General features: G+C 62.5%; 25 protein-coding genes. 12 read left to right on the top strand and 13 right to left on the bottom strand.

Annotated elements, in window-relative coordinates; all coding sequences use genetic code 11:
- Window positions 1-85 precede the first annotated feature (85 nt).
- From EJ075_RS17930 to EJ075_RS17915, 4 genes are all read left to right on the top strand, one after another.
- Entirely contained in the window at window positions 86-1285 is a 1200-nt protein-coding gene (locus EJ075_RS17930) for an amidase (protein WP_126105149.1), read from the top strand.
- Between the two features lies 1 nt (window position 1286).
- Window positions 1287-2186 carry a LysR family transcriptional regulator gene (locus tag EJ075_RS17925; RefSeq protein WP_126105148.1) on the top strand — a complete coding sequence of 300 codons (900 nt, stop codon included), beginning with the start codon at window positions 1287-1289 and terminating at the stop codon, window positions 2184-2186.
- An 85-nt stretch (window positions 2187-2271) separates the two neighbouring features.
- Entirely contained in the window at window positions 2272-2940 is a 669-nt protein-coding gene (locus tag EJ075_RS17920; RefSeq protein ID WP_126105147.1) for a DUF1007 family protein, read from the top strand.
- A 58-nt stretch (window positions 2941-2998) separates the two neighbouring features.
- Window positions 2999-4090 (top strand): nickel/cobalt transporter, encoded by a 1092-nt coding sequence (locus EJ075_RS17915; protein WP_126107363.1) that lies wholly within the window; start codon window positions 2999-3001, stop codon window positions 4088-4090.
- Between the two features lie 33 nt (window positions 4091-4123).
- On the opposite strand, the gene denD is transcribed toward EJ075_RS17915, so the two are convergent.
- From denD to EJ075_RS17895, 4 genes are all read right to left on the bottom strand, one after another.
- Window positions 4124-5101 (bottom strand): D-erythronate dehydrogenase, encoded by a 978-nt coding sequence (denD, locus tag EJ075_RS17910; RefSeq protein ID WP_126105146.1) that lies wholly within the window; start codon window positions 5099-5101, stop codon window positions 4124-4126.
- A gap of 1 nt (window position 5102) precedes the next feature.
- Window positions 5103-5309, bottom strand: coding sequence for a hypothetical protein (locus EJ075_RS17905; RefSeq protein WP_095484090.1), 207 nt, complete (start codon window positions 5307-5309; stop codon window positions 5103-5105).
- Window positions 5310-5372: 63 nt separating this feature from the next.
- Window positions 5373-6359, bottom strand: coding sequence for a cation diffusion facilitator family transporter (locus tag EJ075_RS17900; protein ID WP_126105145.1), 987 nt, complete (start codon window positions 6357-6359; stop codon window positions 5373-5375).
- Window positions 6360-6372: 13 nt separating this feature from the next.
- Window positions 6373-7059 carry a GNAT family protein gene (locus tag EJ075_RS17895; RefSeq protein ID WP_126105144.1) on the bottom strand — a complete coding sequence of 229 codons (687 nt, stop codon included), beginning with the start codon at window positions 7057-7059 and terminating at the stop codon, window positions 6373-6375.
- 83 nt (window positions 7060-7142) lie between these two features.
- Here EJ075_RS17895 and EJ075_RS17890 point away from each other — a divergent pair, with 83 nt between their 5' ends.
- Entirely contained in the window at window positions 7143-8327 is a 1185-nt protein-coding gene (locus EJ075_RS17890) for a pyridoxal phosphate-dependent aminotransferase (RefSeq protein WP_126105143.1), read from the top strand.
- Between the two features lie 125 nt (window positions 8328-8452).
- Window positions 8453-8833 carry a YciI family protein gene (locus tag EJ075_RS17885; protein ID WP_126105142.1) on the top strand — a complete coding sequence of 127 codons (381 nt, stop codon included), beginning with the start codon at window positions 8453-8455 and terminating at the stop codon, window positions 8831-8833.
- Between the two features lie 9 nt (window positions 8834-8842).
- On the opposite strand, the gene EJ075_RS17880 is transcribed toward EJ075_RS17885, so the two are convergent.
- From EJ075_RS17880 to EJ075_RS17870, 3 genes are all read right to left on the bottom strand, one after another.
- Entirely contained in the window at window positions 8843-9598 is a 756-nt protein-coding gene (locus EJ075_RS17880; RefSeq protein ID WP_126105141.1) for an SDR family oxidoreductase, read from the bottom strand.
- Between the two features lie 272 nt (window positions 9599-9870).
- The gene (locus tag EJ075_RS17875) at window positions 9871-10635 is read right to left on the bottom strand and encodes a tellurite resistance TerB family protein (RefSeq protein ID WP_095484085.1); all 765 of its coding nucleotides are present in this window, start codon (window positions 10633-10635) and stop codon (window positions 9871-9873) included.
- A gap of 119 nt (window positions 10636-10754) precedes the next feature.
- Window positions 10755-11678, bottom strand: coding sequence for a rhodanese-related sulfurtransferase (locus EJ075_RS17870; RefSeq protein ID WP_126105140.1), 924 nt, complete (start codon window positions 11676-11678; stop codon window positions 10755-10757).
- A 191-nt stretch (window positions 11679-11869) separates the two neighbouring features.
- On the opposite strand from EJ075_RS17870, the gene EJ075_RS17865 reads away from it, so the two are divergent.
- Window positions 11870-12508 carry a 2-dehydro-3-deoxy-phosphogluconate aldolase gene (locus tag EJ075_RS17865; protein WP_126105139.1) on the top strand — a complete coding sequence of 213 codons (639 nt, stop codon included), beginning with the start codon at window positions 11870-11872 and terminating at the stop codon, window positions 12506-12508.
- 75 nt (window positions 12509-12583) lie between these two features.
- On the opposite strand, the gene EJ075_RS17860 is transcribed toward EJ075_RS17865, so the two are convergent.
- Entirely contained in the window at window positions 12584-14455 is a 1872-nt protein-coding gene (locus EJ075_RS17860; protein WP_126105138.1) for a DUF882 domain-containing protein, read from the bottom strand.
- 378 nt (window positions 14456-14833) lie between these two features.
- A complete protein-coding gene (locus EJ075_RS17855) occupies window positions 14834-16372 on the bottom strand; it encodes a sigma-54 dependent transcriptional regulator (protein WP_126105137.1) in 1539 nt (512 codons plus the stop codon).
- Between the two features lie 195 nt (window positions 16373-16567).
- Between EJ075_RS17855 and EJ075_RS17850 the strand changes: the two genes are divergently transcribed.
- The 4 genes from EJ075_RS17850 (at window position 16568) to EJ075_RS17835 (ending at window position 21446) form a co-directional block, all read left to right on the top strand.
- Window positions 16568-18409 (top strand): M3 family oligoendopeptidase, encoded by a 1842-nt coding sequence (locus EJ075_RS17850; RefSeq protein WP_164547123.1) that lies wholly within the window; start codon window positions 16568-16570, stop codon window positions 18407-18409.
- 375 nt (window positions 18410-18784) lie between these two features.
- The gene (locus EJ075_RS17845) at window positions 18785-19522 is read left to right on the top strand and encodes a proton-conducting membrane transporter (RefSeq protein ID WP_126105136.1); all 738 of its coding nucleotides are present in this window, start codon (window positions 18785-18787) and stop codon (window positions 19520-19522) included.
- 167 nt (window positions 19523-19689) lie between these two features.
- Window positions 19690-20835: an aminodeoxychorismate synthase component I gene (locus EJ075_RS17840; protein ID WP_126105135.1), complete on the top strand. Its 1146-nt coding sequence runs from the start codon at window positions 19690-19692 to the stop codon at window positions 20833-20835.
- Window positions 20784-21446 carry an aminotransferase class IV family protein gene (locus tag EJ075_RS17835; protein WP_126105134.1) on the top strand — a complete coding sequence of 221 codons (663 nt, stop codon included), beginning with the start codon at window positions 20784-20786 and terminating at the stop codon, window positions 21444-21446. The genes EJ075_RS17840 and EJ075_RS17835 overlap by 52 nt, the downstream gene beginning before the upstream one ends.
- 133 nt (window positions 21447-21579) lie before the next feature.
- Here the strand turns inward: EJ075_RS17835 and aztD are convergent, their stop codons facing one another.
- Both aztD and aztC read right to left on the bottom strand, forming a co-directional pair.
- Window positions 21580-22791, bottom strand: coding sequence for a zinc metallochaperone AztD (aztD, locus tag EJ075_RS17830; RefSeq protein WP_245457941.1), 1212 nt, complete (start codon window positions 22789-22791; stop codon window positions 21580-21582).
- A 78-nt stretch (window positions 22792-22869) separates the two neighbouring features.
- Window positions 22870-23856: a zinc ABC transporter substrate-binding protein AztC gene (aztC, locus tag EJ075_RS17825; RefSeq protein WP_126105132.1), complete on the bottom strand. Its 987-nt coding sequence runs from the start codon at window positions 23854-23856 to the stop codon at window positions 22870-22872.
- Window positions 23857-24118: 262 nt separating this feature from the next.
- On the opposite strand from aztC, the gene EJ075_RS17820 reads away from it, so the two are divergent.
- Window positions 24119-24499 (top strand): Fur family transcriptional regulator, encoded by a 381-nt coding sequence (locus tag EJ075_RS17820; RefSeq protein ID WP_126105131.1) that lies wholly within the window; start codon window positions 24119-24121, stop codon window positions 24497-24499.
- A 161-nt stretch (window positions 24500-24660) separates the two neighbouring features.
- Here the strand turns inward: EJ075_RS17820 and EJ075_RS17815 are convergent, their stop codons facing one another.
- On the bottom strand, window positions 24661-25104 hold the full coding sequence (locus EJ075_RS17815) for a DUF6640 family protein (RefSeq protein WP_095484235.1): 444 nt from the start codon (window positions 25102-25104) through the stop codon (window positions 24661-24663).
- A gap of 136 nt (window positions 25105-25240) precedes the next feature.
- The gene (locus EJ075_RS17810) at window positions 25241-25567 is read right to left on the bottom strand and encodes a hypothetical protein (protein WP_095484075.1); all 327 of its coding nucleotides are present in this window, start codon (window positions 25565-25567) and stop codon (window positions 25241-25243) included.
- Between the last annotated feature and the right edge of the window lie 178 nt (window positions 25568-25745).

Here is a 25745-nt window from a genome sequence, read left to right as displayed (position 1 = left end):
TCACAATCAATAAAAATCGTACGTCAGGTTGTAAAATTCCTAGCATCGAACAATGTTGCAACAGCTGTATCCGGATATCGAACGCATGACAGGCACTCGCGGCCCCCTGAACGCTTTTCTCGACCTAGACGATATCCCTGTATCCAATGCGCAGTCCGGCCCGCTTGCCGGCCTGCGGCTGGCCGTCAAAGATATTTACGACGTGGCCGGCTACCGCACCGGCTGCGGCAATCCGCAGAAATACCAGGAGGTTTCACCCGCCGCCGCGACAGCGCCGGCCGCTCAGACGCTGCTTGATTCGGGCGCGCGCTTCGTCGGCAAGACGCAAACGGATGAACTAGCCTTCTCCCTGATGGGGCTGAACGCGCATTTTCCGTCGCCGGTCAATCCGGCAGCGCCGGACCGCATCACCGGCGGCTCATCCTCCGGTTCCGCCGCTGCGGTCGCCGGCGGGCTGGCCGACATCGCCGCCGGATCCGACACCGGCGGCTCGATCCGCGCCCCGGCAAGTTTCTGTGGCTTGATCGGCCTCAGGGTCACGCATGGCCGCATCTCGCTCGATGGCGCCATGCCGCTGGCCCCCTCCCTCGATACGTTCGGGTGGTTTGCCAAGGACATGACCACCTATGACAAGGTCGGCGCGGTGCTGCTCGGTGACGATCTGCACCGCCACGAATTGCAGCGCCCCCTCGCCCTGGATGCGCTGGACGGGCTCATGCTCGGCCTGCAGGAGGCGGACGAGTACCGCGGCATGGTCCAGCATGTCTCTTCGGTGATCGGCACACCGCGGATGATCGCGCCGCTCTCGCATTCCACCGACGATCTCTACTGGTGCTTCCGCAGGCTGCAGGGGCACGAGGCCTGGCAAAATCATGGTGCCTGGATCTCGCAGAGCAACCGGATGCTGGGCCCCGGCGTCAAGGAACGCTTCGAGCATGGCGCGACCATCGACGCCGCGACGGCGCGACATGAAACGGAGCGCCGCGACGCCTTCCGCCTCGAACTCGCCGAGCGTCTTAGCGAGGATGGCGTTCTTGTACTGCCGACCGTTCCGGGCGCCGCCCCGCTTAAGGCCGATTCCTTCGACGATTTACAGACGTACCGTGAACGCGCGCTGAGACTGTTGTGTTTTTCCGGCCTGTCCGGCTTTCCGCAGATCACCCTACCGCTCGGCCATGTCAACGGCGCTCCATTCGGCCTGTCGCTGCTTGGACCGAAGAACAGCGACCGGCAGCTGATGGCGCTTGCCGCGCGCATCCTTTCAGCCCGCCAAAGGAGCGCATGACATGGATACGCTGACCCGCATGCGCGCCTTCATCGACGTGGTCGAGGCCGAAGGTTTTTCGGCAGCGGCGCGCAAGATCGGGCGCTCCAAGGCGCTGCTGTCGAAATATGTGCGCGAGTTGGAGGACGAGCTCGGTGCGCTACTGCTCAACCGCACCACGCGGCAGTTCTCGATGACAGAGGCCGGCCATACCTATTATCGCCGCGCCTCGGAAATCGTGCGCGAGGTCGACAGCCTGGCCGATGCGGTGCGCGAATCCTCCGGCGACGTTCGCGGCAGGATCAAGCTTTCAGCGCCGCGCACCTTTGCTGACGCACCGATCGGCCAATCGCTGATCGACTTCGCCAAGCAGCATCCCGACATCGTGCTCGACATCCATCTCGACGACCGCTTCGTCGATCTGGTCGAGGAAGGTTTCGATCTCGCCGTGCGCATTTCGCGGCTGGAAAACTCCTCGCTGATCGCGAGGCGTCTGGCGCCGTTTTCGGTGCGGCTCTGCGCATCTCCCGAGCTGATCGCCAAGCACGGCATGCCGGTGCGGCCGCAGGACCTTGGCCGCGTGCCCTGCATCATCGACACCAATGGCCGCTGGCTGACCAACTGGCCGTTCAAGGGCGACAGTGGCGATACGGTAACCGTCTCGGTCTCCGGTCCGATCGAGGTCAACAGTCCGATGGCCGCAAGAGCCGCCGCGGTGGCTGGATTGGGATTTTCCATCCTGCCCGATTTCATCGCCGCTCCCGACATCGAAAGCGGCCGGCTGGTGACTGTGCTGGATGACCGCATCCTTTCGGGTAGCGGCATTTTCGCCGTCTATCCGCACCGGCGCTATTTGCCTGCCAAGGTTCGCGTTTTTGTCGATTTCCTCGTGCAGTGGTTCAAGACGAATGGCAGCGCATGAGCTTTCAGCCGCCTGGCGGTCCCATTTTCGCCCCCTTTCTGGTAACTCTCGATATTTACCGAAGTCGATGGAATCGCGACCGAGAATGCATCTGAAACGGCAAGCAATCATGATGGCTTCGGCCATGGCGGCGACATTTGCCATGGTCGTGCCGGCCGAAGTGCATCCCCACGTCTTCGCCGAGGCCCGCCTCGAAGTGGTTCTCAGCCCGGATCACCAAACTGTGAAGGCGTTGCGCCATCTCTGGCGCTTCGACGATTTGTTTTCCAGCACGGTGATGATGGAATTCGACAAGAATTCCGACCTGAAGCTCGACGACAAGGAGCTGAAGGAAGTCGCCGACACCGTCCATGCTTCGCTGGCGGAGTTCAATTACTTCCAGCTCGTCACCGTCGACGGCAAGGACGAGGCGATGAACCCGCCGCCGCAGCTGATGGCAAATTTCGAGAACGACCAACTCATCATCCTGTTCGAATCCGAACCGAAGGCGCCGATGAAGCTGGCCGGCAAGATCGATATCGGCGTCTACGACCCGACCTTCTACACGGCGATCGATTTCACCGAGGATGCCAATCTGCAGGTCGATGGCATGCCGTCGAAATGCACGAGCAAAGTCGTTCGTCCGAACCCCGACGAGGCAATCGCCGAGAACCAGAAGACCCTGACGGACGCCTTCTTCAACGATCCGACGGGCACCGATATGAGCAAGATCTTTGCGACCAAGCTTGAAATGAACTGTCAGCCAGAAGGATAATCCGGTGACGAAACCGTCCCTGCGTTTGGCGTTCGGCCTTTTGGCTGCCGTGCTTGTGATGACGCACTTGCTCGGCGCCGCCCACGCCCAAAGCTCGCTCGGCATCGGCACCAATGACGGGATAGCTCCCACCACCGGCCCGTTCGCCCATGTCCTGATGTGGATCAATCTGCGCCAGCAGGAATTCTACCGCGCGCTTGCCGGCGCGATGAAGGCGATGCGCGAGGACGGCAGCAAGTTGTGGCTGCTTATCGGCCTGTCCTTCGCCTATGGCATTTTCCATGCTGCCGGCCCCGGTCACGGCAAGGCGGTGATCTCGTCCTACATGGTGGCAAACGAAGTCGCGCTCAAGCGCGGAATCATGCTGTCCTTCGTCTCGGCCCTGCTGCAGGCGCTGACGGCCATCCTGGTAATGATGCTCGCCTACTTCGTCTTGCGCGGCACCGCTATATCGATGACCGATGCGGCATGGTTCCTCGAAATCATGAGCTATGTCTTCGTCACTCTGTTCGGCGCCTGGCTTTTGTGGCGCAAGGCCGGCACCGCCATCCTTCGCCTGTTAGGGGTAAACCCTGCCTACAGCCTCTCGGCCGCTCATGCCGGCCGTTCGCATGCCAGCCACGCACATTCCGCGCATTCGCATTCGGTGCATTCCCATGCGCTGCACGCACATACCGGCCGCGACCAAGATGACCACGATCACGGCGCGCACAACCATCACCATGGCCATGGCGGGCACGATCATCATCACCATGCGGCGGGCGAAGTCTGCGAGACGTGCGGACATTCACACGCGCCCGACCCGGCGCTGCTTTCCGGCGACCGCTTCGACTGGCGCACCGCCTGGACGGCGGTGGCTGCGGTCGGTATCCGGCCCTGCTCTGGCGCTCTGATCGTGCTGAGCTTTGCCATGCTCAACGGGCTGTGGCTCGGCGGCATTCTGTCGGTGCTGGCCATGGCGCTCGGCACGGCGATCACGGTCTCGGTGTTGGCGACGCTGGCGGTGACGGCCAAGAACTGGGCGGTCTATTTCGCCGGCGACGGCCGCATGGGCAACCGCATCCACTCGATCGTCGAGATCGGCGGCGCCGCTTTCGTCTTCCTGTTCGGGTTGCTGCTGCTTTTGGCGAGCCTAGCGACTGGCGGATGACGGCTTTGCGTGTCCGATTGGACGCGCAGCGCTCTAGCTTGCGATCTTGCCGTCCAGCTCGTCCTCAATATGGGCGCGGATGATTTCATCGAAGCTCTTTTCGGCGGCAAAGCCAAGCTCCCTCGACCGCCGCGCCTCGAACCGCGTCGGCCAGCCCTTGACGATCGCCCAGATCGTGTCGTCGGGCTCCTCGCGGATCAGATTCACCGCCTTGGCGCCGGCAATGCGCTCCAACGCCTCGATCTGCTCGCCGACCGTGACGGCGACGCCGGGCATCGTCAGATTGCGGCGCGGCCCGACGGCGCTGCCGTCGATCCCTGCCGCGTGGATCAAAAAATTCACCGCCGAGCGCGGGCTGGCGTGGGTGTGCACGACAGAGCGCGGCACCGGCAATATCGCTTCCTGGCCGCTTAACGGCTCGCGGATGATGCCGGAGAAAAAGCCTGAGGCCGCCTTGTTTGGCTTCCCGGGCCTGACGCAGATGGTCGGCAATCTGATGCCGATGCCGTCGAAGAAACCGCGCCGTGTGTAATCGGCCAAGAGGGCTTCGCCCATCAGCTTCTGCGTGCCGTAGGAGGTCAATGGCGTCGGGTGGAACTCGTCGGGGATGACATCCGGGAACGGCGCGCCGAACACGGCGATCGACGAGGTGAAGACGACGCGCGGCGCAAACCCCGCCAGCCTTATGGCATCGAACAGCGCCCTTGTGCCGTCGAGATTGACGCGATAGCCGAGATCGAAATTGGCCTCCGCCTCGCCCGACACGACGCCCGCGAGATGGAAGATCACGTCCGGCCGCAACGCGACCAGCCTTTCCGTCGCGCTCGGCGCAGCAAGATCGCCGGTATGGATAGCAACATCGACGTCTTCCAGGACCGGCGCCTGTGGCGGCACGATATCGTGAAGGTCGAGCGCGGCGATCTTCCGGCCGCTGAGCGTTCCGTCCTTCGCCAGCCGGGCGATGAGCTTGCGGCCGACCATGCCTGCCGCACCGGTTATCAGGATACGCATATCATTTTCCTCTTTTGCGCTGGCTGCGACCGCGCAGCCAAAACACGACGAAGATGGCCACCATGAAGACAGCGGCAATAGCAGCGGCAAGAATGGTCGAGACGCGGCCGACCGCCAGCATCACGGTTGGCAAATAGTAGGCGGCGATGCCGAACAGGATCAGCACCCAGAGGGCGCCTATTGCCGCATTGCGCGTGTCGCGGTCCATCAAGTGGTCCCGACGCTGCGGAAATTCATCAATTTGGTTACCAATGCCATGGAACTCCCGGTGTCAGTGATAGTGGCCATGATGCGGAGCCACATTGTGCGCATGGTCGTGCTCGCCGTGGTGCTCATCATGGCTGTCGGCGCATTGGCCGAATTCCGGTTCTACGGTGGCGTGGGCAATTCCATGCTCGGCGGCAAGCCGCTTCTTGATGGCGCTGACCGCTTTGTGGGCATCGACGCCATCGTTGAGGCAGGCATGCAAGGTCGCCATGTTGCTTGACCCGTCAAGCGACCAGACATGCATGTGATGAACCTCGCGCACGCCCTTGATTGTCCCCTCTATATCCCTGGCGATCAGGTCGCGATCGAGGCTCGCCGGCACGCCTTCGAGCAGGACATGGGCTGCTTCGCGCATCAGCGACCAAGCCGTGGACAGGATCAGCAGCGAGACAAGGACGGACAGGATCGGATCGATAGGCGTCCAGCCCGTCGCCAGGATGATTAGGGCAGCAATGATCGCCGCCGCCGAGCCAAGCAGGTCGCCGAGCACGTGCAGGATGGCGCCGCGCATGTTCAGGCTGTCGCGGTCACCGCCATGCAGCACGAAGAAGGAGCTGACATTGACCAGCAGACCGGCGACCGCAACGACCAGCATCGGCCCGCCGAGCACGGGCGCAGGCGTCAGCAGGCGTTCCCAGGCCTCATAGATGATCCATAGCGCAATGGCGAAGATCGCGATGCCGTTGGTATAGGCGACCAGCGTCTTGACCCGGCCGAAACCATAGGTGAGACGAACGGTGGCCGGCCGGCCAGCCAGATGAAAAGCATACCAGGCAAGGCCGAGCGCGATGCAATCGGCAAGCATGTGCCCGGCATCCGCCAGCAGCGCCAGCGATCCGGTAAAGAGACCGCCAAGCGCTTCCACGACCATGAAGCCGGCAGTCAGGCAGGCCGCGATCAGCACCCGTTTCTTGTCGGTAGAGCCGTGCACATGACCGGCGCCGTGGCTGTGGTCGTGCCCCTGCGAACCGTGATCATGGGTATGCGCCATTCACGAACTCCCGCTACGCACCGAACTCGGCACGGAAATCCTCGAGCCGTCGCTTCTGCCGGCCGTCGCCCTCGAAATTGGCCGGATCGAGCCATGCCTCATAGGCTCTGCGCAATGCCGGCCACTCCTTGTCGATGATCGAGTACCACGCGGTATCGCGGTTTTCGCCCTTGACCACAAGATGCTGGCGAAAAATGCCCTCGAACTTGAAGCCGAAACGTTCCGCCGCGCGCTTCGACGGCTCGTTACGGTTGTTGCATTTCCATTCGTAGCGGCGATAGCCAAGCTCGTCGAAGATGTATTTCATGAACAGGAACTGCGCTTCCGTCGCCGCCGGCTTGCGCGAGATCAGCGGACCCCAATAGATGTTGCCGATCTCGATCACGCCATAGGCCGGATCGATGCGCATCAGCGTCTGGCGCCCGGCAATTTTTCCGCTGGCCTTGTCGATGACGGTGAAGAACAGCGGATCTTCGCTGGCTTCGGCCTTGTCCAGCCAAGGCTGGAAGGCGGCACGGGTCTGCGGTGGGTAGTCAGGCAGCCAGGCGAAGCGGCCTTCTACATCGGGCACCGAGGATGCTTCAAACAAGCCGTCGCCGTGCTTTTCCGCGTTGAGCGGTTCAAGCCTGACGTAGCGCCCCTCCAGGACTTTGCGTTCGGGCCGCGGGCGCGGTTGCCAATTCTTGAGATTTTCCGACACCCAAAGCTCCAATCCGTTTGACTTTTGCGAAAGGACGCTCACAAAAACGCTCGCTCGGTGAAAGAACCACACGGACGGGAAAAATGCTCCACACGATTTCGGCCTTCGACCGTCTTGGCGAGGAAAATGCCTTCGCGGTGCTGGCGCGTGCCACCGCGCTTGCCCATCAGGGCCGCGATATCGTCAATCTCGGCATCGGCCAGCCCGACTTCAAGACGCCGCAGCACATCGTCGAGGCAGCGATCAAGGCGCTGCGCGACGGCCATCACGGCTACACGCCGGCCAACGGCCTGCTGGCGACACGCGAAGCGGTCGTGCGCCGCACGCTGACCACCACCGGCGTCGAGGTGTCGCCTGAGTCCGTGATGATCCTGCCCGGCGGCAAGCCGACCATGTTCGCCGCGATCCTGATGTTCGGCGAACCGGGCGCTGAAATTCTCTATCCCGATCCCGGCTTTCCCATCTATCGCTCGATGATCGAGTTCACCGGCGCCACCCCGGTACCGGTGCCAATGCGCGAGGAGAACGGCTTTGCCTTCTCGGCGCAGGAGACGCTGGCACTGATCACACCGAAGACTAGGCTGCTCATCCTCAATTCACCGGCCAACCCGACCGGCGGGGTCACCCCCCGCGCCGAGATCGAGAAGCTGGTCAAGGGACTGGAAGCGCACCCCGACGTCGCTATCCTCTCCGACGAAATCTACGACGTGATGACCTATGACGGCGAGACGCACTGCTCGCTGCTCAATTTTCCCGAAATCCGCGACCGGCTGATCGTGCTCAACGGCTGGTCGAAGACCTGGGCGATGACCGGCTGGCGCATGGGCTGGTCTATCTGGCCGAATGGTGACAAGGGCGCCCACCTCTACGACAAGGTGCGCAAGCTGGCAGTCAATTGCTGGTCCTGCGTCAATGCGCCGAGCCAATATGCCGGCATCGCGGCCATCGACGGCCCGCAGGACGACGTCGACGAGATGATGCGTGCCTTCGACCGCCGCAGGAAGGTCGTGGTCGAGGGGCTGAACGCTTTGCCTGGCGTTTCCTGCATCACGCCGAAGGGCGCGTTCTATGCCTTCCCCAACGTTTCGAAGACCGGCTGGAAGGCCAAGAAGCTGGCGTCCGCCCTGCTCGAGGATGCCGGCGTGGCGCTGATCGGCGGACCTGATTTCGGCATTCTCGGCGAGGGCTATATCAGGTTGTCCTACGCCAACTCCGAAGAGAACATCCAGCGCGCGCTGGAGCGGATCGAGACGTTTCTGGGCAAATGAGGACTAGCGCATCCCCAGGGAAAATCGGAATCGATTTTCCCTGGGGATCATGCGCAAATCAAAGTGCCACAGCGCTCTTTGCGCGTTCGGCGATAGAATTCACGACCGAAGAAAGGTGACGTCAGATGTTTTATGCCATCCTCGCCTATCACGTGGAAGAAGCGATCACGGCGCTGACGCCGCAGGAGGATGCGGCGTTGATGACCGATCTGCTCCAGATCAACGAGCGGCTATACCGGGAAGGCACCCTTGGCCCGGCGGCGCGGCTCGGGGCGACACAAGACGCGTGTACCTTGCGCGGGCCGGGCGCCGGAATGGTCATTGACGGACCCTTCGCCGAGACCAAGGAGCAATTGTTGGGACTCTACGTCGTCGACTGCGCCACGCGTGATGCCGCGATCGCGATTGCACGCGACCTTCGTCGCGTCAATCCGACCGCCGTCTACGAAATCCGCCCCATCTCGCTATATCTTCCCGGCGTGCCGCTTTCGGTCACGCAGTCCTAGAGCGGCTGCTCACCCTCGCCCGACGTACGGCATTTTCGTCGCCATAACGGTCATGAACAGCACATTGGCGTCGAGCGGCAGGCTGGCCATATGAACGACGGCATCGGCGACGCGCTCGACGTCCATCACCGCTTCGGCGGCGATGGAGCCATTGGCCTGCGGCACCCCGACCGTCATAGCCTGCGCCATGTCGGTCAAGGCATTGCCGATGTCGATCTGGCCGCAGGCGATGTCATAAGGCCGGCCGTCCAGCGCCAGCGTCTTGGTCAGCCCGGTAATGGCGTGCTTGGTCGCGGTATAAGGCACCGAGCCCGGCCGCGGCGCGTAGGCCGAGACCGAGCCGTTGTTGATGATGCGGCCACCCATCGGCCGCTGCCTGCGCATGGCGCCAAAGGCGGCGCGGGCGCACAGGAACGAGCCGGTGAGATTGACCCCGACGATGTCGTTCCACACCTCGACGGGGATCTCGTCGATCAACGTCGACTTGTAGCTCGTGCCGGCATTGTTGAAGAGCAGGTCGACACGACCGAAAGCCGCCGCCACCGTCTCGAACATCTCGTCAACCTGATCGGCCTTGCTGATGTCGCAGGCAACCGCCAGCGCCTTGGCTTGTGTCGATCCGGCCTCGGTGATCGCCTCTTTCAGCACCTGCTTGCGGCGTCCGCAGAACACCGTATTCCAGCCGGCCTTGAGCAGCGCCGTGGCGACGCTTTTACCGATGCCCGTGCCGGCGCCGGTGACGATGGCGGTTTTGTAGTCTGTCATAACTGTCCTCCTACAGCGCCGTATGTCCGCAAGGACGCTATAGCACCTTGATTTTGAGCAATTTGATTTTGCGCATGATCGCGTCCAAAAATCGATTCCGATTTCGGGTTATGCGCTAGCTGCTCCGACAAAAAGGGCGGCCATTGGCGGCCGCCCTGATCTGAACCGGGCTTGGGAGGAGGAAGCCGATCCGACTGCCTAAAATCATGCGCTCGCCGGGTTAACGAGACGTTAGCGCGAAATCTGGCCAGTCAGCTCCCTACGGTTGCAGCCTACCAGCGCGAATTGGGAGCGGTCTTGCTAGCCGCCTTTGCTGCCTCGCTGGCGCCCTCCGCTGGCACCTTTGCCGCCGACACCGTCGCCTCGACATGGTCGACCAGCGCGTCCGGCAGGCCGAGGCGGCCGGCGAGCAGATCGAGATAGCCGCGTTCGGCACGCGTATCCGGATCGATGGTGAGCCGCGAGGCGGTGTAGAGTTCGAGCTTCTGCGCGTCGGTTTGGGCGCCAGCGACCAGCGTATCCAGATCGAGCGGCGTTTCCAGCTCCGACATCAGGAATTTCTCAGCGTCGGAGCCGATGCCCGCGAGGCTGAGCTTGCCGGCGATCTTCTGCCGCTCGCCGTCGTCTATATGGCCGTCGGCCTTCGCCGCCGAAATCATCGCCCGCACCAGCGTCAACGTGAATTCGTCCTCGCCTTGCGGCGCCTGCGAGGGATGGAAGGCGGTGTCAGCGGGCGGCGGCAGCAATTCCGGCTCACCGGCAACCTGCGTCTCAGCCGGCGCACTGCCGCTCTTGTAGTTCTGGTAGGCCTTGTAGGCGAGGCCGCCGATCGCGGCCAGGCCACCGAGCTTCACCGCAGTGCCGGTGATCTGACGGCCAGCGCCGGTTCCGAGCAGCACCGCGGCCAGCGCGCCGGCCGCCAGCGGATTGTCCTTGGCCATCTGCACAGCCTGCCCCCCTTTTTCGCGGACGGTCGACCCCGTTCCGGGAATTTGCGAGCCGAGCAGATCGTCGAGGAGCTTCTTGGGATCGAACATCAATGCCTCCAGAATTGGCCCGGCCGAACGTGCACGGGCAGGTTTTCGGACGTTGAAGAGGTAGGCCCCGCATATTGACATTACAATGACGGGTGAGCGCTTGATGGACGCACGTCGCTCTAACCGCCGATGTGCGGGCCCCTGCCCCGCACTTGCGCCAATTCGACCTGGCGCTGGCGCTCGGCGTAGCGCGCACGATCCTCGTCTGAACGGGCATCGAAGCAATGCGGGCATGAGACGCCAGCGGCATATTTCGGCGATAACAGGTCCTGCCCGGTCAGCGGATGCCGGCAGGCACGGCACAGTTCGGCCTCACCCTCGACCAAGCCGTGTGACACCGAGACGCGCTCGTCGAAGACGAAACATTCGCCCTGCCAGAGGCTCTGTTCGGCGGGCACCTCTTCGAGATATTTCAGGATACCGCCCTTGAGATGGAACACGTCCTCGAAGCCGAGCGACTTCACATAGGCTGTCGCCTTCTCGCAGCGTATGCCGCCGGTGCAGAACATCGCCACCTTCCGGCCGACGAGCTCGGCCCGATGCTGATCGACCCAGGCCGGGAATTCGCGAAAGCTCGTGGTGGCAGGATCGACCGCGCCTTTGAAGGTGCCGATCGACACCTCATAGGCATTGCGCGTGTCGATGACGACCGTGTCCGCATCCGAGATCAGCGCGTTCCAGTCGGCTGGCGCGACATAAGTGCCGGCGCTTGCCGCCAGATCGATATCCCTAACGCCCATGGTGACGATCTCGCGCTTCAGCCGCACCTTCATGCGGTGGAACGGCATCTGCGCGGCGCTGCTGTACCTGACCTCGAGACCGGCGAGACCTTCGATGGATTCGAGATGCTCGATGAGCGCGGCTATATCAGCTTCGCTGCCGGCGACCGTGCCATTTATGCCCTCATGCGCCAGAAGCAGTGTGCCTTTGATACCGCGTCCGCAGCAGAAGGCGGCGAGCGGCGCACGCAACGCTTCGAAGTCGTCGAGCCGGGCAAACCTGTAGAGCGCGGCGACGCGGAAAGTTTGATTGGGCAGTGTCATCGCCGAAGCCACTAAACGCTCATGAAAGCCGATTCAAGGCTGACGCGTGGACCAGCCTCTCCTTGGTGGCTTTGACAGTCGGGCTGACGGCATTGCCGGCAGTGCGTGACATCGCGACACGCTTCGTTTCGTGGACAGAAAAACGGCCTTCTGCTAACCGGTTGAACGGATCAATACCGGAGAGACGACAAATGCCCAGCAAGACCGAAAAGCTCCTGTCGCTCCTTAACGGCCAGCCAGTCATCCCGGTGCTGAAGATCGCCAATGTCACTGACGCCGTGCCGCTGGCACGCGCCCTGGCGCGCGGCGGCCTGCCGGCGATCGAGATCACGCTGCGAACCGCTGACGCGCTGGAGGCGATCCGGCTCGTGGCAGGCGAAGTCGAGGACGCCATCGTCGGCGCCGGAACCATTCTGGACGCACGCCAGTTCGGCGAGGCGGCAGCAGCCGGCTCGAAGTTCATCGTCAGCCCCGGCATCACCCGTGAGCTTCTGGCGGCGGCGAAGGACAGCGACGTGCCGTTGCTGCCCGGCGCCATCACGCCCGGTGAGATCATGGCCGCCCGCGAGGCAGGCTTGCGTTTCCTGAAGTTCTTCCCGGCGGAACAGTCAGGCGGCATCGCCTCGCTCAAGGCATTCGCCTCGCCGCTCGCGGACGTCAAATTTTGCCCGACCGGCGGCATCACCGGCAAGAACGCCGCCGACTATCTGAGCCTGCCCAACGTCATCTGCGTCGGCGGCTCCTGGGTGGCGCCGGACGATTTGGTCAAGGCCGGCAAGTGGGATGAAATCGAAGCCCTGGCGCGAGCCGCGAGCAAGCTCGGGCGATAGAGACACCTTGAACCCAAGTGGATTGGCTGCCGCGCGGATTGCGCGGCGCGGCTTTTGTAATGCTTGGTCGATCCGCTATTTGGTCTGGAAGCGGGCGACCGACAGGAACTTGACGGCATTGCCGGTGAACCGGTTGGCGTCGGCCATCTGATCGTTCGGCTGGAAGCCCGCGGTGTAGACCTCGCTCGGCGGCGTGTGCACGATATTGTAGGCATAGCGCGGCGCCGTCGTTGCGCTGGAGACAGTGGCAACATTCTCGCCGCTGTTCAACGCCCAACGCGCAGCCTTCGGCTCGGCGGCGACCACCACGGATTTGGGACCAGGCTTCAGGTCCCGGGCGGTTGCCCTGGCTGCCTTGCGGGTGGTTTTCACACCCGCACCGATCGCCGCAGCCGGATCGGAGCCGGCCGGGCGGGCAACGACAGCCTCGCGCGGCGATGCAGCATTGACGTTCGCCGCGTCGCTGAAGACCGAGCTCGGCTGGGAGAGCGAAGCGACCTGGTATTCGTCGGTTGCACTGACCCGCTCGAGGACGGCCTTGACCGCGTCGGGTTGGACCTGGTCGGGCTGGACCAAATCGGGCTGGGCCAAGTCAGGTTGAGCCAAGTCGGGCCGCGCCGACGGCAGCACCGAGAACGCATCGGTAGCGGTCTTGCCGTGCCCGGCCGTGTCCGCCAACGCCAAAAGCACATCCTTGTCCTGCGGCGCAAGGTCGGCCGCTGCAAGGTCGGCCGGGAGCGAGTGATCGGGACGCCAGGTCGGCAACGGAATGTTGTTGGCCGCAACCTGCGCCGGATCGGCGACAGCAGACGGGTCGGCCATGCCAAAGGGAGCGCTTGCCGGCGCTTGCGCGGTCGCCACCGCCTGTTCGGTGGTAGCGGTGGCATCCGCCACGCCGAACGGAACGTTTTCGGGCTGGGCGCCGACATCTGTCTTCGGACGCGGGGCGAAATCAGGCAGCGGAATGCTGCGCGCCGGCAGCGCTGCGATGATCGTTTCCGGCGTGTCCTCCTCCGGTTCCGGAGCAGGCGCATCGGCGATTTGCGGGATTTCGGCGCGCTTCGCATCCTCAGGCGATACGATGGCAATGCCCGGAAGCTTGCTGTCCTTGGCGACCGGCGCCGGCTTCGCGTTCGCCAGTTTCACGGTCTTTGGCTTCGGCGCCGGCGCGGCTGCCACATCGGCGCTGTCATCCGCCTCGTCTTCACCGCCGCCGAAGAAAGCCGCCAGCAGACCCCCGGATCTTTTGGAACCGCCACCTGCGCTGGCCAGTTCAATGGCGGGGCTGCCGGCGCCCTTGCGCGACTTGTAGGAGGCGAGCGCCTGTGAATAGCCGGGCAGCGGCTTGCCGTCACTCGGCACGTGCAGCGTCTTGCCATTGGGGAACACGCGCGCCAGTTCCTGGCGACTGATGCCCGGCCAGTGGCGCACATTGCCGACATCCATGTGGACAAATGGCGAGCCGGACGACGGATAGTAGCCGACGCCGCCGCCCTGCATCCGCAGACCGATGTCGCGCAGTTTCTTCAGCGGCACGCCGGGAATGTAGAAGTCCATCGCCTTGCCGAGCATATGCTGGCTTTTCTTGGCAACGCCCCTGCTGCGGCTGCGCAGCATCGAGTTCGTGGACGACGAGCGATAACCGCACACGACCTGGATATAGTCGCGGGCGCCGCTCTGCCGGTAAGCCTCCCAGACCAGGTCCAGCAGGCGCGGATCCATCTTGGTCGGCTCGTTGCGGCGCCAGTCGCGCAGGATGACGTTGATCTTTTTCAGACCCGCCTGATCGTAGCGGCCGCCGCGCTTGAAGACGATCTCCGCCTTCTCTTTGGTGTGGAGGTTATAGAGTTTCAGCGAACGTGTCTGGGCGCTGGCGCCGGTCGCAGCCGCTGCAAGGAAGCCAAAGGCGATAATCACCGCTGCCAGCCATCTCGGCCAGACGCTCATGTGATAGTGCCGCCCGTTTGTGTGTCGTTCGACTTTGTTCAAATCAAAAGGCCTTGCAGGCTGCCGTTTGTCCCCGGATTTGACCAACGGATGCGGTGATGTTCGCATCCGAATATCGATCCTAATGGTTAATCATCGCTTATTGAAGCCGAAATGCGGTAACACCGTGGCGATATCCCGTCAAAAATATTGCGCAGGGTTTCTTGGTAAACTGCTGGTTTAGATCATGTTTCGGGCTTTGCCATGAACACGATCTGTTACCGGCCGCCTTAATGCGTGAACACTGCCGCAATCGTGTCGTCTGACGCGCGTCACGCCCTCATTGATGATGTCAAACGTCCTGATGACGGGCTGGCAAGCTGGTTCGAACTTGCTTGGTCAGGAAGCAAGCCGGTCGACACGGCCTGTTTCCGGATCGATGCCGTATTCCTTGAGCTTCCTGTAAAGCGTCGAGCGGCCGATGCCGAGGCGGCGGGCAACTTCGCTCATCTGGCCGCTGTAATGGTCGATGGCGAGCTTGATCATTTCGAGTTCGACATCGGCCAGCGCGCGTACATTGCCGCGTTCGTCGAGCGCCCGCAGCGTGCCGAAGCGGGGCTGCGGACTGGCCGGCGGATCGAGCTCGGTCGCAGCGATGCCGTTATTGGCCGGCGCGTCCTCGCCAAGCGGCCCGATGATCAAAGGCGATGCGGGAGGCAACGCGTCATGCGCATCGAGGTTGACGGTGCCCACGACCTGCGCCCGGATCTGCGGAAACTCCTCCTCGGTCAGCACGTCGCCTTCACAAAGCACCGAGGCCCGGAAGACGGCGTTTTCCAACTGCCGGATGTTTCCCGGCCAGTCATAGGCCTGCAGCATGGCGAGCGCCGCGGCCGAAATGCCGTGCAGACGGCGACGTGGATCGGTGGGCGCAACCTTCTCCAGGAAGTGCTCGACCAAATACGGGATGTCGTCGCGGCGATCGCGCAGCGGTGGCACGAAGATCGGATAGACGTTCAGCCGATAGAACAGATCCTCGCGGAACTTGCCGTCCTTGACCTGCTGCAGAAGATTGCGGTGTGTCGCCGAGATCAGCCTGATGTCGACCCTGACGGTCGAACGCCCGCCGACCGGATCGACCTCACCGTCCTGCACGGCGCGCAACAGCTTGACCTGCACGTCGAGCGGCAGGTCGCCGATCTCGTCGAGGAAGAGCGTGCCCGAATGCGCCTCGACGAACTTGCCGGTGTGTTTTTCGGTGGCGCCGGTGAAAGAGCCTTTCTCGTGGCCGAACAGGATCGATTCGACCAGATTGTCTGGGATGGCGCCGCAATTGACGGTAACGAAGGGTTTTGAGCGGCGGTCGCCGCTGCCCTGGATGGCGCGCGCCACCAACTCCTTGCCGACGCCGGATTCGCCCTCGATAAGGATCGGGATGTTGGACGCGGCCGCCTTCTGGCCGAGGCGGATCACCCGGTCCATCGCCGGGCTGTGCGTGATCATGTCCTTGAAGGTCAGATGGCCACCGCGCCGCCGCGACGTGCGCTTCATTTCGCCCTCGACCGCCTCGACTTTGAGCGCATTGCCGATCGATGCCTGCAGCCTGTCGGGAGAGGCCGGCTTGACGACGAAATCGAAGGCGCCATGACGCATGGCCGAAACGACGGTCTCGATGCCACCCTGGGCGGTCTGCACGATGACCGGAACATGGATGCCGCGCTCGCGCATCGCCTTCAGCACGCCAATGCCATCGAGGCCCGGCATGACAAGGTCGAGGATGACCACCGACACGTCGCGCGCATTCGGCCCGTCGAGCGCGTCGAGACCCGCCTCGCCGCCATCTGTGACGATCGCGCTGTGGCCGAATTTCGTGACGGCCGCCTCGAGCAGCCTGCGCTGCACGGGATCGTCATCGACTATGAGTATGGAACCTGTCATGACTGGTTCAACGATGCTCGCCCAATATGCCCACCCGAGGGGCAATCCGCCCTATGGATCATCTTGGCACAGGGTTCTAAACAAGGTTTCAAAAAACCCGGTGAACGAATTCCTTAGGATTTGACCGGCTTCTCATTCCCCTTTTGAATCTTCGAGTCTGGCCGCTTGAGTCTTGCAATCTGGAAAGTATCGGCAATGCGCATGGTTTTTGGTCGGCAGCTTGCGGCGGCGTCGTCGTCCGGTCAGAGTGCGGCGGAGCTTGGCGATCTGCCGGAATGGAATCTCGGCGATCTCTATTCGCGTATGGAAGCCCCCGAGCTGAAGCGCGACATCGCCAAGGCGGCAGCCGATGCCATCAACTTCGAGAGCCGCTGGAAGGGCACGCTCGCCGCAGAGGCGGAACGCGGCGACGGTGGCAGGCTGGGCGAAGCGCTTGCCACCTATGAGGCGCTGGAGGAACTGATCGGCCGGATCGTCTCCTATGCCGGGCTGGTCTATGCCGGCAACACCGCCGATCCGCAGCGCGCCAAGCTCTATGGCGACATTCAGGAGAAGATGACCGACGCCAGCGCGCATCTCCTGTTTTTCGCGCTTGAGCTGAACCTCATCGACGATGCCGCGATCGAGACCGCACTTGCTGCCGATCCCGCCTTCGCTCACTACCGGCCGTGGGTGCTCGATCTGCGCATGGACAAACCCTACCAGCTCGAGGATCGGGTCGAGCAACTTTTCCACGAGAAGTCGATTACCGGACGCGGCGCCTGGAACCGCCTGTTCGACGAGACCATGACCGATCTGCGCTTCGACATCGATGGCGAGGGGCTCACCCTGGAGCCGGCGCTGAACCGCCTCCAGCACGCCGATGGCGAGGTGCGCCGCCGAGCCTCTGAAGCGCTGGCCGCAACCTTCCGCAAGAATCTGCGCACGTTCACGCTGGTCACCAACACGCTGGCCAAGGACAAGGAGATTTCCGACCGCTGGCGTGGCTTCGAGGACATCGCCGATTCGCGCCATCTCGCCAACCGCGTCGAGCGCAGCGTGGTGGACGCGCTGGCCTCTGCCGTTCGCGACGCTTATCCGCGCCTGTCGCACCGCTACTACGCGATGAAGGCGCGCTGGCTCGGCATGGACGTGATGAACCACTGGGACCGCAATGCGCCGTTGCCAGACACCCCGCAAGCGGTCATCGGTTGGGACGAGGCCAAGAACACGGTGCTTTCCGCCTATCAGCGCTTTTCACCTGAGATGGCGGAGATCGCCCGGGTTTTCTTCGACCGCAACTGGATCGACGCGCCGGTCAGGCCGGGCAAGTCGCCGGGCGCCTTCGCGCATCCGACCGTGCCGTCGGCGCATCCCTATGTTTTGCTCAACTACATGGGCAAGCCGCGCGATGTGATGACGCTGGCGCATGAGCTTGGCCATGGCGTGCATCAGGTGCTTGCCGCAGGCCAGGGCGCGCTGATGGCCTCGACGCCGCTGACGCTGGCCGAAACGGCATCCGTCTTCGGCGAGATGCTGACCTTCCGCTCGCTGCTCGACCAGACCACCGACAAGCGCGAGCGCAAGGCCATGCTCGCCCAGAAGGTCGAGGACATGATCAACACGGTCGTTCGCCAGATCGCTTTCTACGAATTCGAACGCAAGGTGCATGCCGAGCGCAAGAACGGCGAATTGACATCCGACAGGCTCGGCCAGTTCTGGTTGGAAGTGCAGGCGGAAAGCCTCGGGCCGGCGATCAAGCTGCGCGAGGGTTACGAGGTGTTCTGGACCTACATCCCGCACTTCATCCATTCGCCCTTCTACGTCTACGCCTATGCTTTCGGCGACTGTCTGGTGAATTCCCTCTATGCGGTCTACCAGAATGCAGAGCGTGGCTTTCAGGAGAAATATTTTACCATGCTGCGCGCCGGCGGCACCAAGCATCATTCCGAGCTCCTTGCGCCCTTCGGCCTTGACGCCACCGACCCTGCCTTCTGGCAGATCGGACTTGGCGTGATCGGCGGCCTGATCGATGAGCTCGAAGCTTTGGACAATTGACACACAGCGCTGAACATTCGGGGCCGACAGAACAGTTTAGCCGCAATGCATATTCGGGCCGTTCTATTCTTGCCCTAAATATATGTTCTTAAATAACTCTCCGTGAAATTTTCCGTTAGCTTTCCGGAAGCTGTATGATAGCGTCCCGCCTCAAGCTCAGTCGGGCGCGGGGCTCAGGCCAGGAAAAAATCTCCGGCCGGTCACGGCGCTTCGGCGAATGCGACAGCGGCCGTTGGCCATGGCAGGAAAAGCCGGTCGCCGACAGCTCGATTTAAGCCGGCTGTTCCGCGAACAGCGGAGCCACCATCGAATGGTCCTTGTGCCAAGGTCACCACTCCAGGCCACGGCAGATGGATCGGACTGGAGAGAGAGACAATGGGCACTTTTTTCTACATGCTCCTGGCGTTCTTGGTAGGTGTGTTGGTTGGCTGGTTCATCTGGGGACGCCTGCGTGGCGAGCTCGACAGCCTGCGCGGTGACGTGGACCGCACGCGCAGCGAGCGCGACAGGCTGCGCGCCGATGCCGACCGCCTGACCGGTGAGCTGGATGTATGCCGTGGCGCCCGCGCCGACCTGGAGCGCCAGTTGGCCGAGGCACAAGGCGCCAAGACCGGCGCGACAAAGGCAGCAATCCCGGCACCGTCGGCATTAATGTCGACGTCCGCGCCGGCAAAGACCACGCCGGCCAAGCCGACGCCGGCAAAGACCGCGTCCAAGAAAACGGCGGCCGCCAAGGCGGCAGCCGCGCCAACGGCAAGTGCGTCGAAAGCGGCCGCGTCGAAAACGAGCGCCACAGCCAACAAGGCTGCGCCGGCGGCAAAGAAAGTCACCGCAGGCAAGGCAACAGCGCCAGCGGGCAAGCCCGACAGTCTGCGTCGCTTGATCGGCATCGGCCCGGTCAACGAGCGGAAGCTGCACGGCCTTGGGGTCAGGACCTACGCTCAGATCGCCGCCTGGACGGCGGCGGATATCAAGCGGATCGAAGACGTTCTCCAGTTCGACGGCCGCATCGAGCGTGAGCGCTGGATCGAGCAGGCGAAACTGCTTGCCGCCGGCGATGAGAAGGAATTTGCGCGCCGCTTCCCGACCGCGGGGACTGCGAGCAACACCTGAATTGCCTGCCGGCATCGAGCACAGACTGGCGGCGCCTCGAGGTGCCGCCGGTTTGCTTTTGCACCAAGGCTGCCTTTGCGTCTTGAGACGCCGCTCTCTCGATTGCGCGCGATCGAGCCCCCATATAGAGCGATAGCTTGCGTTATCGATCGCAGCATCCGAGCCCCATGTCCCTGCCCTCTGCAATTTTCCGGAATGACGAGCGCGCGCATCAGCTCGTTTTCGACCGTCCGTCCGGCATCATCGTGGCGCATGAGGCGGAGGATTTCCTGCCGGCGCTGGAAATTGCGCAGGCCGCGCATGACGCCGGCAAATGGCTGGCCGGATATTTCTCCTACGAGGCCGGCTACCTGCTCGAGCCGAAGCTCGTTCCACTGCTGCCTGGTGGACGCCGCGCCCCGCTTGTCTGCCTGGGGATCTTCGACGCGCCTGTCGAACAGACGGTCGTGCGCAGCCACGCGCCGGCGACCAACGGTCCGATCTTCGACGCAAGGGCTGCCTGGTCTTCAGAAGATTACGCAAAACGCTTTGCGCGGCTACACAATCACATTCGCAAGGGTGATTGCTATCAGGGCAATCTGACCTTTCCGGTTCATGCGCAGTGGTCGGGCGACCCGCTGGCCGCCTTCGATGCGCTGACGGACCGCCAGCCGGTGAAATACGGCGCGCTGATCGCGCTCGGCGATCCGGTCGTTTTGTCGCGTTCGCCGGAACTGTTCTTCGAGATCGATGCCGAAGGCATGATCGAGACCCATCCGATGAAGGGCACCGCCCCGCGCGGCGCGACCAAGGCGGAAGACAAGCGGCTGAAGGCGTTCTTGCTCAATGACGAGAAGAACCAGGCTGAGAACCGGATGATCGTCGATCTGTTGCGCAACGACATCTCGCTGATCAGCGAGGTCGGCACGCTGGAGGTGCCGGAGCTTTTCCGCATTGAGAGCTACCCGACCGTCCACCAGATGGTGAGCCGCGTGCGGGCCAAGCTCTTGCCCGACCTCACCATCCGCCAGATCTTCGCTGCGCTGTTTCCATGCGGATCGATCACCGGCGCCCCAAAAATCCGTGCCATGGAAATCCTGCACGATCTGGAAGGCACGCCGCGCGACGTCTATTGCGGCGCCATCGGCTGGATCGCGCCCGGCGGCACGATGCGCTTTTCGGTAGCGATCCGCACCATATCGCTCTTTTCCAGTGGCGAGGCCGTCTACAATATCGGTGGCGGCGTCGTCTTCGATTCGACGGCCGAGGAGGAGTATCAGGAGTGCCTGCTGAAAGCGCGTTACGCGACGGGAACACCGCCGATTTCGACCTGATCGAAACCATGCGCTGGCAGCCGGGCCAGGGCTTCCTCCGTTTCGACCGCCATTTGGCACGCCTTTACAGCTCGGCAGCCGAACTGGGTTTTGCCTGCGATCCGCAGAAGGTCGGCGAGGTGCTCAGGAACGCCGTCGACCGGCCGGACATAGCCTTGCGCACACGGCTTGTCCTGTCGCGCAGCGGCAAGGTGACGGTCTCGGCGCTGCCTTATGAGCCGCATGCAGCCGACAAGGTGTGGAGACTGCAACTAGCGCGGGTGCGGCTCGATTCGAGCGACACGCTGCTGCGCCACAAGACGAGCCGCCGGGATACCTATCAGCGGGCGCGAGCCGAATATCTGATTAGCCGCGCCGACGAGGTGCTGCTGGCCAACGAGCGTGGCGAAATCTGTGAGGGCACGATCACCAATCTCTTTGCCGATTTCGGCGGCGGAGTGCTGGCAACGCCGCGGCTCGATTGCGGCCTGCTGCCTGGCGTGTTGCGTGGCGAATTGCTGGATGAAGGTCGTGCCCGCGAAGCAATCTACACCTTGGATGACTTGAAATCGGCCAAGGCGCTGTTTGTCGGCAATTCGCTGCGCGGATTGATCCCGGCGCGGCTGGGCTGAAACGCAACCGATAAGGCACCGGACGACGCCGATGGCTGTGTCTCGATCATGGCTTTCCCTTGCGCGTCGGGGAAAATGCGTCCGGCCCGGGATAGAGTGGGCCGGACGCGCGGCAGCCGCTTGGGAGGAGCGACTATTCGCCTTCGTGGGTCTGACCGGAGCCGCCGACGGAAACGATGTTGAAGGGTTTGCCTTCGACAGCAATGTCACCGGTCTTCTCGAACGACGTCGCGTCAACGAGATGCAGCACACCTTGCAAAGGATCCGTGACCACGATCCTGTCGCCGGCGACCGCGACACGCGGCCTCGGGTCGCTCCAGTGGCCATCCATCGAAGAGGGATCGGTCAGCTTGAGTGAGTTTGCGATCTCCCCCTTCACCACGTCGATCTGGTGAAGCTGGCCGTCCTCGGTGAAGACGTAGGCGAACTTCGCACGAACGGGATCGACCGCGAAATGCACGCGGCGCGTTGGAAGGCCGATCAGCCGGAATGCGTCGCTCTCGAGTGTCGGATCGATCAGCACCACCTTGTCGGCACCGTAGTTGCCGAGGAAATATTGCAGGCCTCTGCCGCCGATCAGAGTTGTCGTTTTGCCGTCCGGCAGGCTGTCGGCATAGGGCAGATGGCGGATCGCCGGGGTGCCGTCGCCTTGGGTGACGACAAGCAGGCCGGTGGCACAGGCGAAAGCCAGGATATTGCCGGAAGATGCCTCCCCGTGAAGGTCGGGGCAGGCGTGGATGCCGCCGACCTGCGCGCCAGCCTTGTCAGCGACCCTGATGCCGACCGGGAGCTCGTCCGGCTTTTCCCTGTTCGGCTCCGACAGGAGGACATGGGAGCCATAGGCGACTGCGACGCCGTGCTGCGGCGCGTCCGTCTTCACTTCCCTGAAATCCGATTTGCCTTCCAGGACGGCCTTCTCGGAGATGATACGGGCGACACCTTCGCCGTCGAAAAAAACGGCGAAATCTCCGTCATGCTCGACGAAATGCGACGGCTTCTCGCCTACGATCTCGACGCCGGCAAGCTTCGGCGCTTCGACGTCGATGTCGCCGTGTTCGCCGTGATCCTCGAAGGAAATGCCGCTCGCGATCCCGGTAACGACGCCGGCCGAGCCCTGCACGGCGAACACGGTCCGGCCGCTTTCGCTGCGATGGAGCGACGCCGGTCCTTTGATCTGGAACGTGTCGAGCTTTCCGCCATTGACCGCATCGATTACGGTCACCTTCGGATCCGCGTGGTCCGAGATAAAGAGGCGCCAGGCGGTTACCTCCTCGGCATGGGCAGCACTTGTTGATACAGACAGAAGCAGCGCGATGGCCGTGGCTGACGCCCAATTTGTGCTCACGATATTCTCCTTGATGTTATTACATAACCGATTGTGGTCAACGAAAAGGCGGATTGCTCCGCCTTTCCATCGTGGCGATCAGCTTGCGAGGATCGCGCCTTTGATCGTCGTGATGTTGTGCCGCATCATCTCGATATAGGTCGCGGCCGGGCCGTTCTCGCCCGACAGGGCGTCGGAGTAGAGTTCACCGCCGACTTTCAGGCCTGTCTCGCTAGCGATCTGCTCGATCAGGCGGGGATTGGTGACGTTTTCCACGAAGATTGCCGAAGCCTTGTCTTGCCTGATCTGTTTGATGAGGGCCGCGACGTCGGCGGCTGAGGCTTCAGATTCGGTGGAGAGGCCCTCCGGCGCGAGGAATTTTATGCCGTATTCGTGCTCAAAATACCCAAAGGCGTCGTGGGAGGTGATGATCGTGCGCTTGCCCTCGGGGATTTCGGCTACAGCAGCCTTGATCTCCTCTTCCAGCGCCTCGATCTGCTCGCCATATGATTCAGCATTGGCCCGATAGGTGTCACAGCCGGCTGCATCGGCGGCACAGAAGGCGTTGGCGATGTTCTTCACATAGACCTCAGCGTTATGCACGGATTGCCATGCATGGGGATCGGACTCGCCGTGATGGTGGTGCGGTTCCTCATGGCCCTCTTCCGCCTCCGCAGCGTGCCCTTCCTCGCCCTTGGCGGCGTTATCGTGATCATGGTGATGCTCTTCCTCGGTGTTGCGCAACACCTCGCCGCCTTTGGTCAATTCCACGATCGGCGCCTTCGTGGCGCTCGCCTCGACGAGACGCTGGAGGAAGCCCTCGAACTGGAGGCCGTTGACCAGCACCACGTCGGCCGAACCAACGGCGGCCGCGTCCGCCGGCTTCGGCTCGTAGACATGGGCGTCACCATTCGGACCGACCAGCGCGATGATGTCGACACGGTCGCCGCCGACATTCCTGGCGAAATCGGCGATGATCGAGAAACTCGCGACAACTTTGAGGTTCTCGGCCGCAGCCACCGACAGGGTGATTGGCAACGATGTTATGACGCCCACCAAGGCGGCAAGCTTCAGCGTCCTGGACATTCGATCAACTCCTTCTGTTCAAGCGGTTCTGTGGGAGACATGACGGACGCACATGGCAGGCCGGACGATCCCGTCGAGGTGATGCATGGCGGGGGACCGTTGTAGCTCAGCGTCAGGTCTTGAAAGGTCACACAGCCACCATTCGATCCCGCTCTTGACGATCCGTTGTGTTATGTTATCACGTTCGTCAACCGAAAACGTTATACTATAACAATTGGTCGCCATTGTGCTCGAAACTGCGTGGAACACGAAGGAACAACGGATGCCTGGACGTAATCAGCAGTTGGTTCTCGACGCGCTGACGCGCTCCGACAGACCGATGAGGGCCTACGAATTGCTTGGGCTCCTTCGCCAGGAAGGACTCCGCTCACCGCTACAGATCTATCGCGCCCTGGATCGGCTCATCGAGGAGGGCCTGATCCACCGGATCGAGAGCCTGAGCGCGTTCGCGCTTTGCGTCCATGGCGAATGCACCCACGGGCGCGCCGCCTTTGCTATCTGCGCGAATTGCGGGCGAGCAAGTGAAGTTCACGATCCGGCATTGGAGCGGGTGCTGCGCCGGATTGCCCGACGGCAGGGCTTCCGAACCAAGTCGGCCACGGTGGAGCTCTCGGGTCTATGCGAGTCTTGCGCGCATGGATGAGATGCCCGTCTTCTTGCTCACCGGTTTTCTCGGCGCCGGCAATGCTCGCCGCATCTTTCGCCGCGCAACTGCTGGCGCTCGACCCTTGCCCAACTCGACTAGAAGGGCATGACCGACGAGCGTCACCGGCTGGTCGCTCGGCTCAAGGCGCTGGCGCTGTCCTAAATTGCGGCCAGGCCTAGCAGCAGGATCGCCGACATCGCGGTAAAGACCGTGACATTGACATCCCACTGCCAGCCTGCTGGTCCGAACGGCGGTCGGAATGGCAGGTAGCCGTTCTCGTCATAGAGCACGCCGCCATAGATCGGTCGTGAGAGCATGGCCACGAAGAACGCTCCATACATGACGGCGCCCAATCCGCCGGCGAGATAGAGCCGCTCGGCTTCGAGTGGCCCTGCAATCCAGATAAGTCCCAGCGCAATCAGCGCGACCCCGGTGTAGCTCAGCACTTGCCAGACGACGTGAAACCGGGCGTGCGGAGTCCACAGCGGATTAGTGGCGTGTGTTGCGTTCAAGTCGGCTTTGATTGTCACCACACCGTAGCCCACCGTCGCAACGCTTAGAAGAATTCGGGCAAGCAGATGACTGTCGTAGGCAAGTTCCATCGCACTTTCCTCCTTCATTGGCGAAATCGATGACGGCACTTCAGCAGTTTGGCGTCCGGACTGCCCTCAACGGGAACCGACGGTACGTCGGGCCGCAGGCCGACGTCCACCTTGCCGGGCAGCGGCGCGGGTAGCGTCATGCCGGAACGGATTGAATGGCGCCTTGGGCACAGAAAAGCTGCCCATCGGCCAGACGTGCATAATTGTGGACGATCCCATTCTCGTGATCCTGCAGCTGCACAATGAAGTTGCCGCTCCGTTCCGTCCAGCTCATGAGCACGAGGTTCGGGCGTACGCTGGTCATGTCGATCTTGACCACCTCGTCAATTTCGGCAGCTCCGATCGACGCCTGCACATGCAATTCCTCAGGCGAGAAAAACGTCAGCCGAGGCACGAACGCGCCGAAAACGCAGTCGAAAGTCTTACCGATAAGCGAGGCTGGAAAAATATTGGTTTCTGCCATGACTCCCTCCACTGGCTTGGCCTTTGTGACCAAGGGCTATTTGCAATCTACCGGTGCTTCAGTTGCAAAAAAATGCCATATATACCAATTTGGAGCGCTCCAAGAAAAACGATCTGCCTTTTCCACTTTCGAGTCAACAAAATTCTTGGAGCGCTCCAAATTATGGTCTAACTGAAAG

It is taken from the genome of Mesorhizobium sp. M6A.T.Cr.TU.016.01.1.1, from assembly GCF_003952585.1.
In the GTDB taxonomy this organism is placed as follows: Bacteria; Pseudomonadota; Alphaproteobacteria; order Rhizobiales; family Rhizobiaceae; genus Mesorhizobium; species Mesorhizobium mediterraneum.
The sequence above is the reverse complement of the archived record's forward strand: the minus strand, read 5'-3'. Positions and strand labels throughout refer to the sequence as shown.

What these genes read in the sequence shown, in the direction of transcription:
- EJ075_RS17845 (WP_126105136.1), top strand. Translation starts at nt 18,785, where the DNA reads ATGGGCACTTTTTTCTACATGCTCCTGGCGTTCTTGGTAGGTGTGTTG.
- EJ075_RS17860 (WP_126105138.1), bottom strand. Translation starts at nt 14,455, where the DNA reads ATGAGCGTCTGGCCGAGATGGCTGGCAGCGGTGATTATCGCCTTTGGC.
- EJ075_RS17870 (WP_126105140.1), bottom strand. Translation starts at nt 11,678, where the DNA reads ATGACACTGCCCAATCAAACTTTCCGCGTCGCCGCGCTCTACAGGTTT.
- EJ075_RS17840 (WP_126105135.1), top strand. Translation starts at nt 19,690, where the DNA reads ATGTCCCTGCCCTCTGCAATTTTCCGGAATGACGAGCGCGCGCATCAG.
- EJ075_RS17850 (WP_164547123.1), top strand. Translation starts at nt 16,568, where the DNA reads ATGCGCATGGTTTTTGGTCGGCAGCTTGCGGCGGCGTCGTCGTCCGGT.
- EJ075_RS17925 (WP_126105148.1), top strand. Translation starts at nt 1,287, where the DNA reads ATGGATACGCTGACCCGCATGCGCGCCTTCATCGACGTGGTCGAGGCC.
- EJ075_RS17865 (WP_126105139.1), top strand. Translation starts at nt 11,870, where the DNA reads ATGCCCAGCAAGACCGAAAAGCTCCTGTCGCTCCTTAACGGCCAGCCA.
- EJ075_RS17815 (WP_095484235.1), bottom strand. Translation starts at nt 25,104, where the DNA reads ATGGAACTTGCCTACGACAGTCATCTGCTTGCCCGAATTCTTCTAAGC.
- EJ075_RS17920 (WP_126105147.1), top strand. Translation starts at nt 2,272, where the DNA reads ATGCATCTGAAACGGCAAGCAATCATGATGGCTTCGGCCATGGCGGCG.
- EJ075_RS17900 (WP_126105145.1), bottom strand. Translation starts at nt 6,359, where the DNA reads ATGGCGCATACCCATGATCACGGTTCGCAGGGGCACGACCACAGCCAC.
- EJ075_RS17810 (WP_095484075.1), bottom strand. Translation starts at nt 25,567, where the DNA reads ATGGCAGAAACCAATATTTTTCCAGCCTCGCTTATCGGTAAGACTTTC.
- EJ075_RS17885 (WP_126105142.1), top strand. Translation starts at nt 8,453, where the DNA reads ATGTTTTATGCCATCCTCGCCTATCACGTGGAAGAAGCGATCACGGCG.
- denD (WP_126105146.1), bottom strand. Translation starts at nt 5,101, where the DNA reads ATGCGTATCCTGATAACCGGTGCGGCAGGCATGGTCGGCCGCAAGCTC.
- EJ075_RS17880 (WP_126105141.1), bottom strand. Translation starts at nt 9,598, where the DNA reads ATGACAGACTACAAAACCGCCATCGTCACCGGCGCCGGCACGGGCATC.
- EJ075_RS17820 (WP_126105131.1), top strand. Translation starts at nt 24,119, where the DNA reads ATGCCTGGACGTAATCAGCAGTTGGTTCTCGACGCGCTGACGCGCTCC.
- EJ075_RS17915 (WP_126107363.1), top strand. Translation starts at nt 2,999, where the DNA reads ATGACGCACTTGCTCGGCGCCGCCCACGCCCAAAGCTCGCTCGGCATC.
- EJ075_RS17890 (WP_126105143.1), top strand. Translation starts at nt 7,143, where the DNA reads ATGCTCCACACGATTTCGGCCTTCGACCGTCTTGGCGAGGAAAATGCC.
- EJ075_RS17905 (WP_095484090.1), bottom strand. Translation starts at nt 5,309, where the DNA reads ATGGACCGCGACACGCGCAATGCGGCAATAGGCGCCCTCTGGGTGCTG.
- EJ075_RS17930 (WP_126105149.1), top strand. Translation starts at nt 86, where the DNA reads ATGACAGGCACTCGCGGCCCCCTGAACGCTTTTCTCGACCTAGACGAT.
- EJ075_RS17875 (WP_095484085.1), bottom strand. Translation starts at nt 10,635, where the DNA reads ATGTTCGATCCCAAGAAGCTCCTCGACGATCTGCTCGGCTCGCAAATT.
- aztC (WP_126105132.1), bottom strand. Translation starts at nt 23,856, where the DNA reads ATGTCCAGGACGCTGAAGCTTGCCGCCTTGGTGGGCGTCATAACATCG.
- EJ075_RS17855 (WP_126105137.1), bottom strand. Translation starts at nt 16,372, where the DNA reads ATGACAGGTTCCATACTCATAGTCGATGACGATCCCGTGCAGCGCAGG.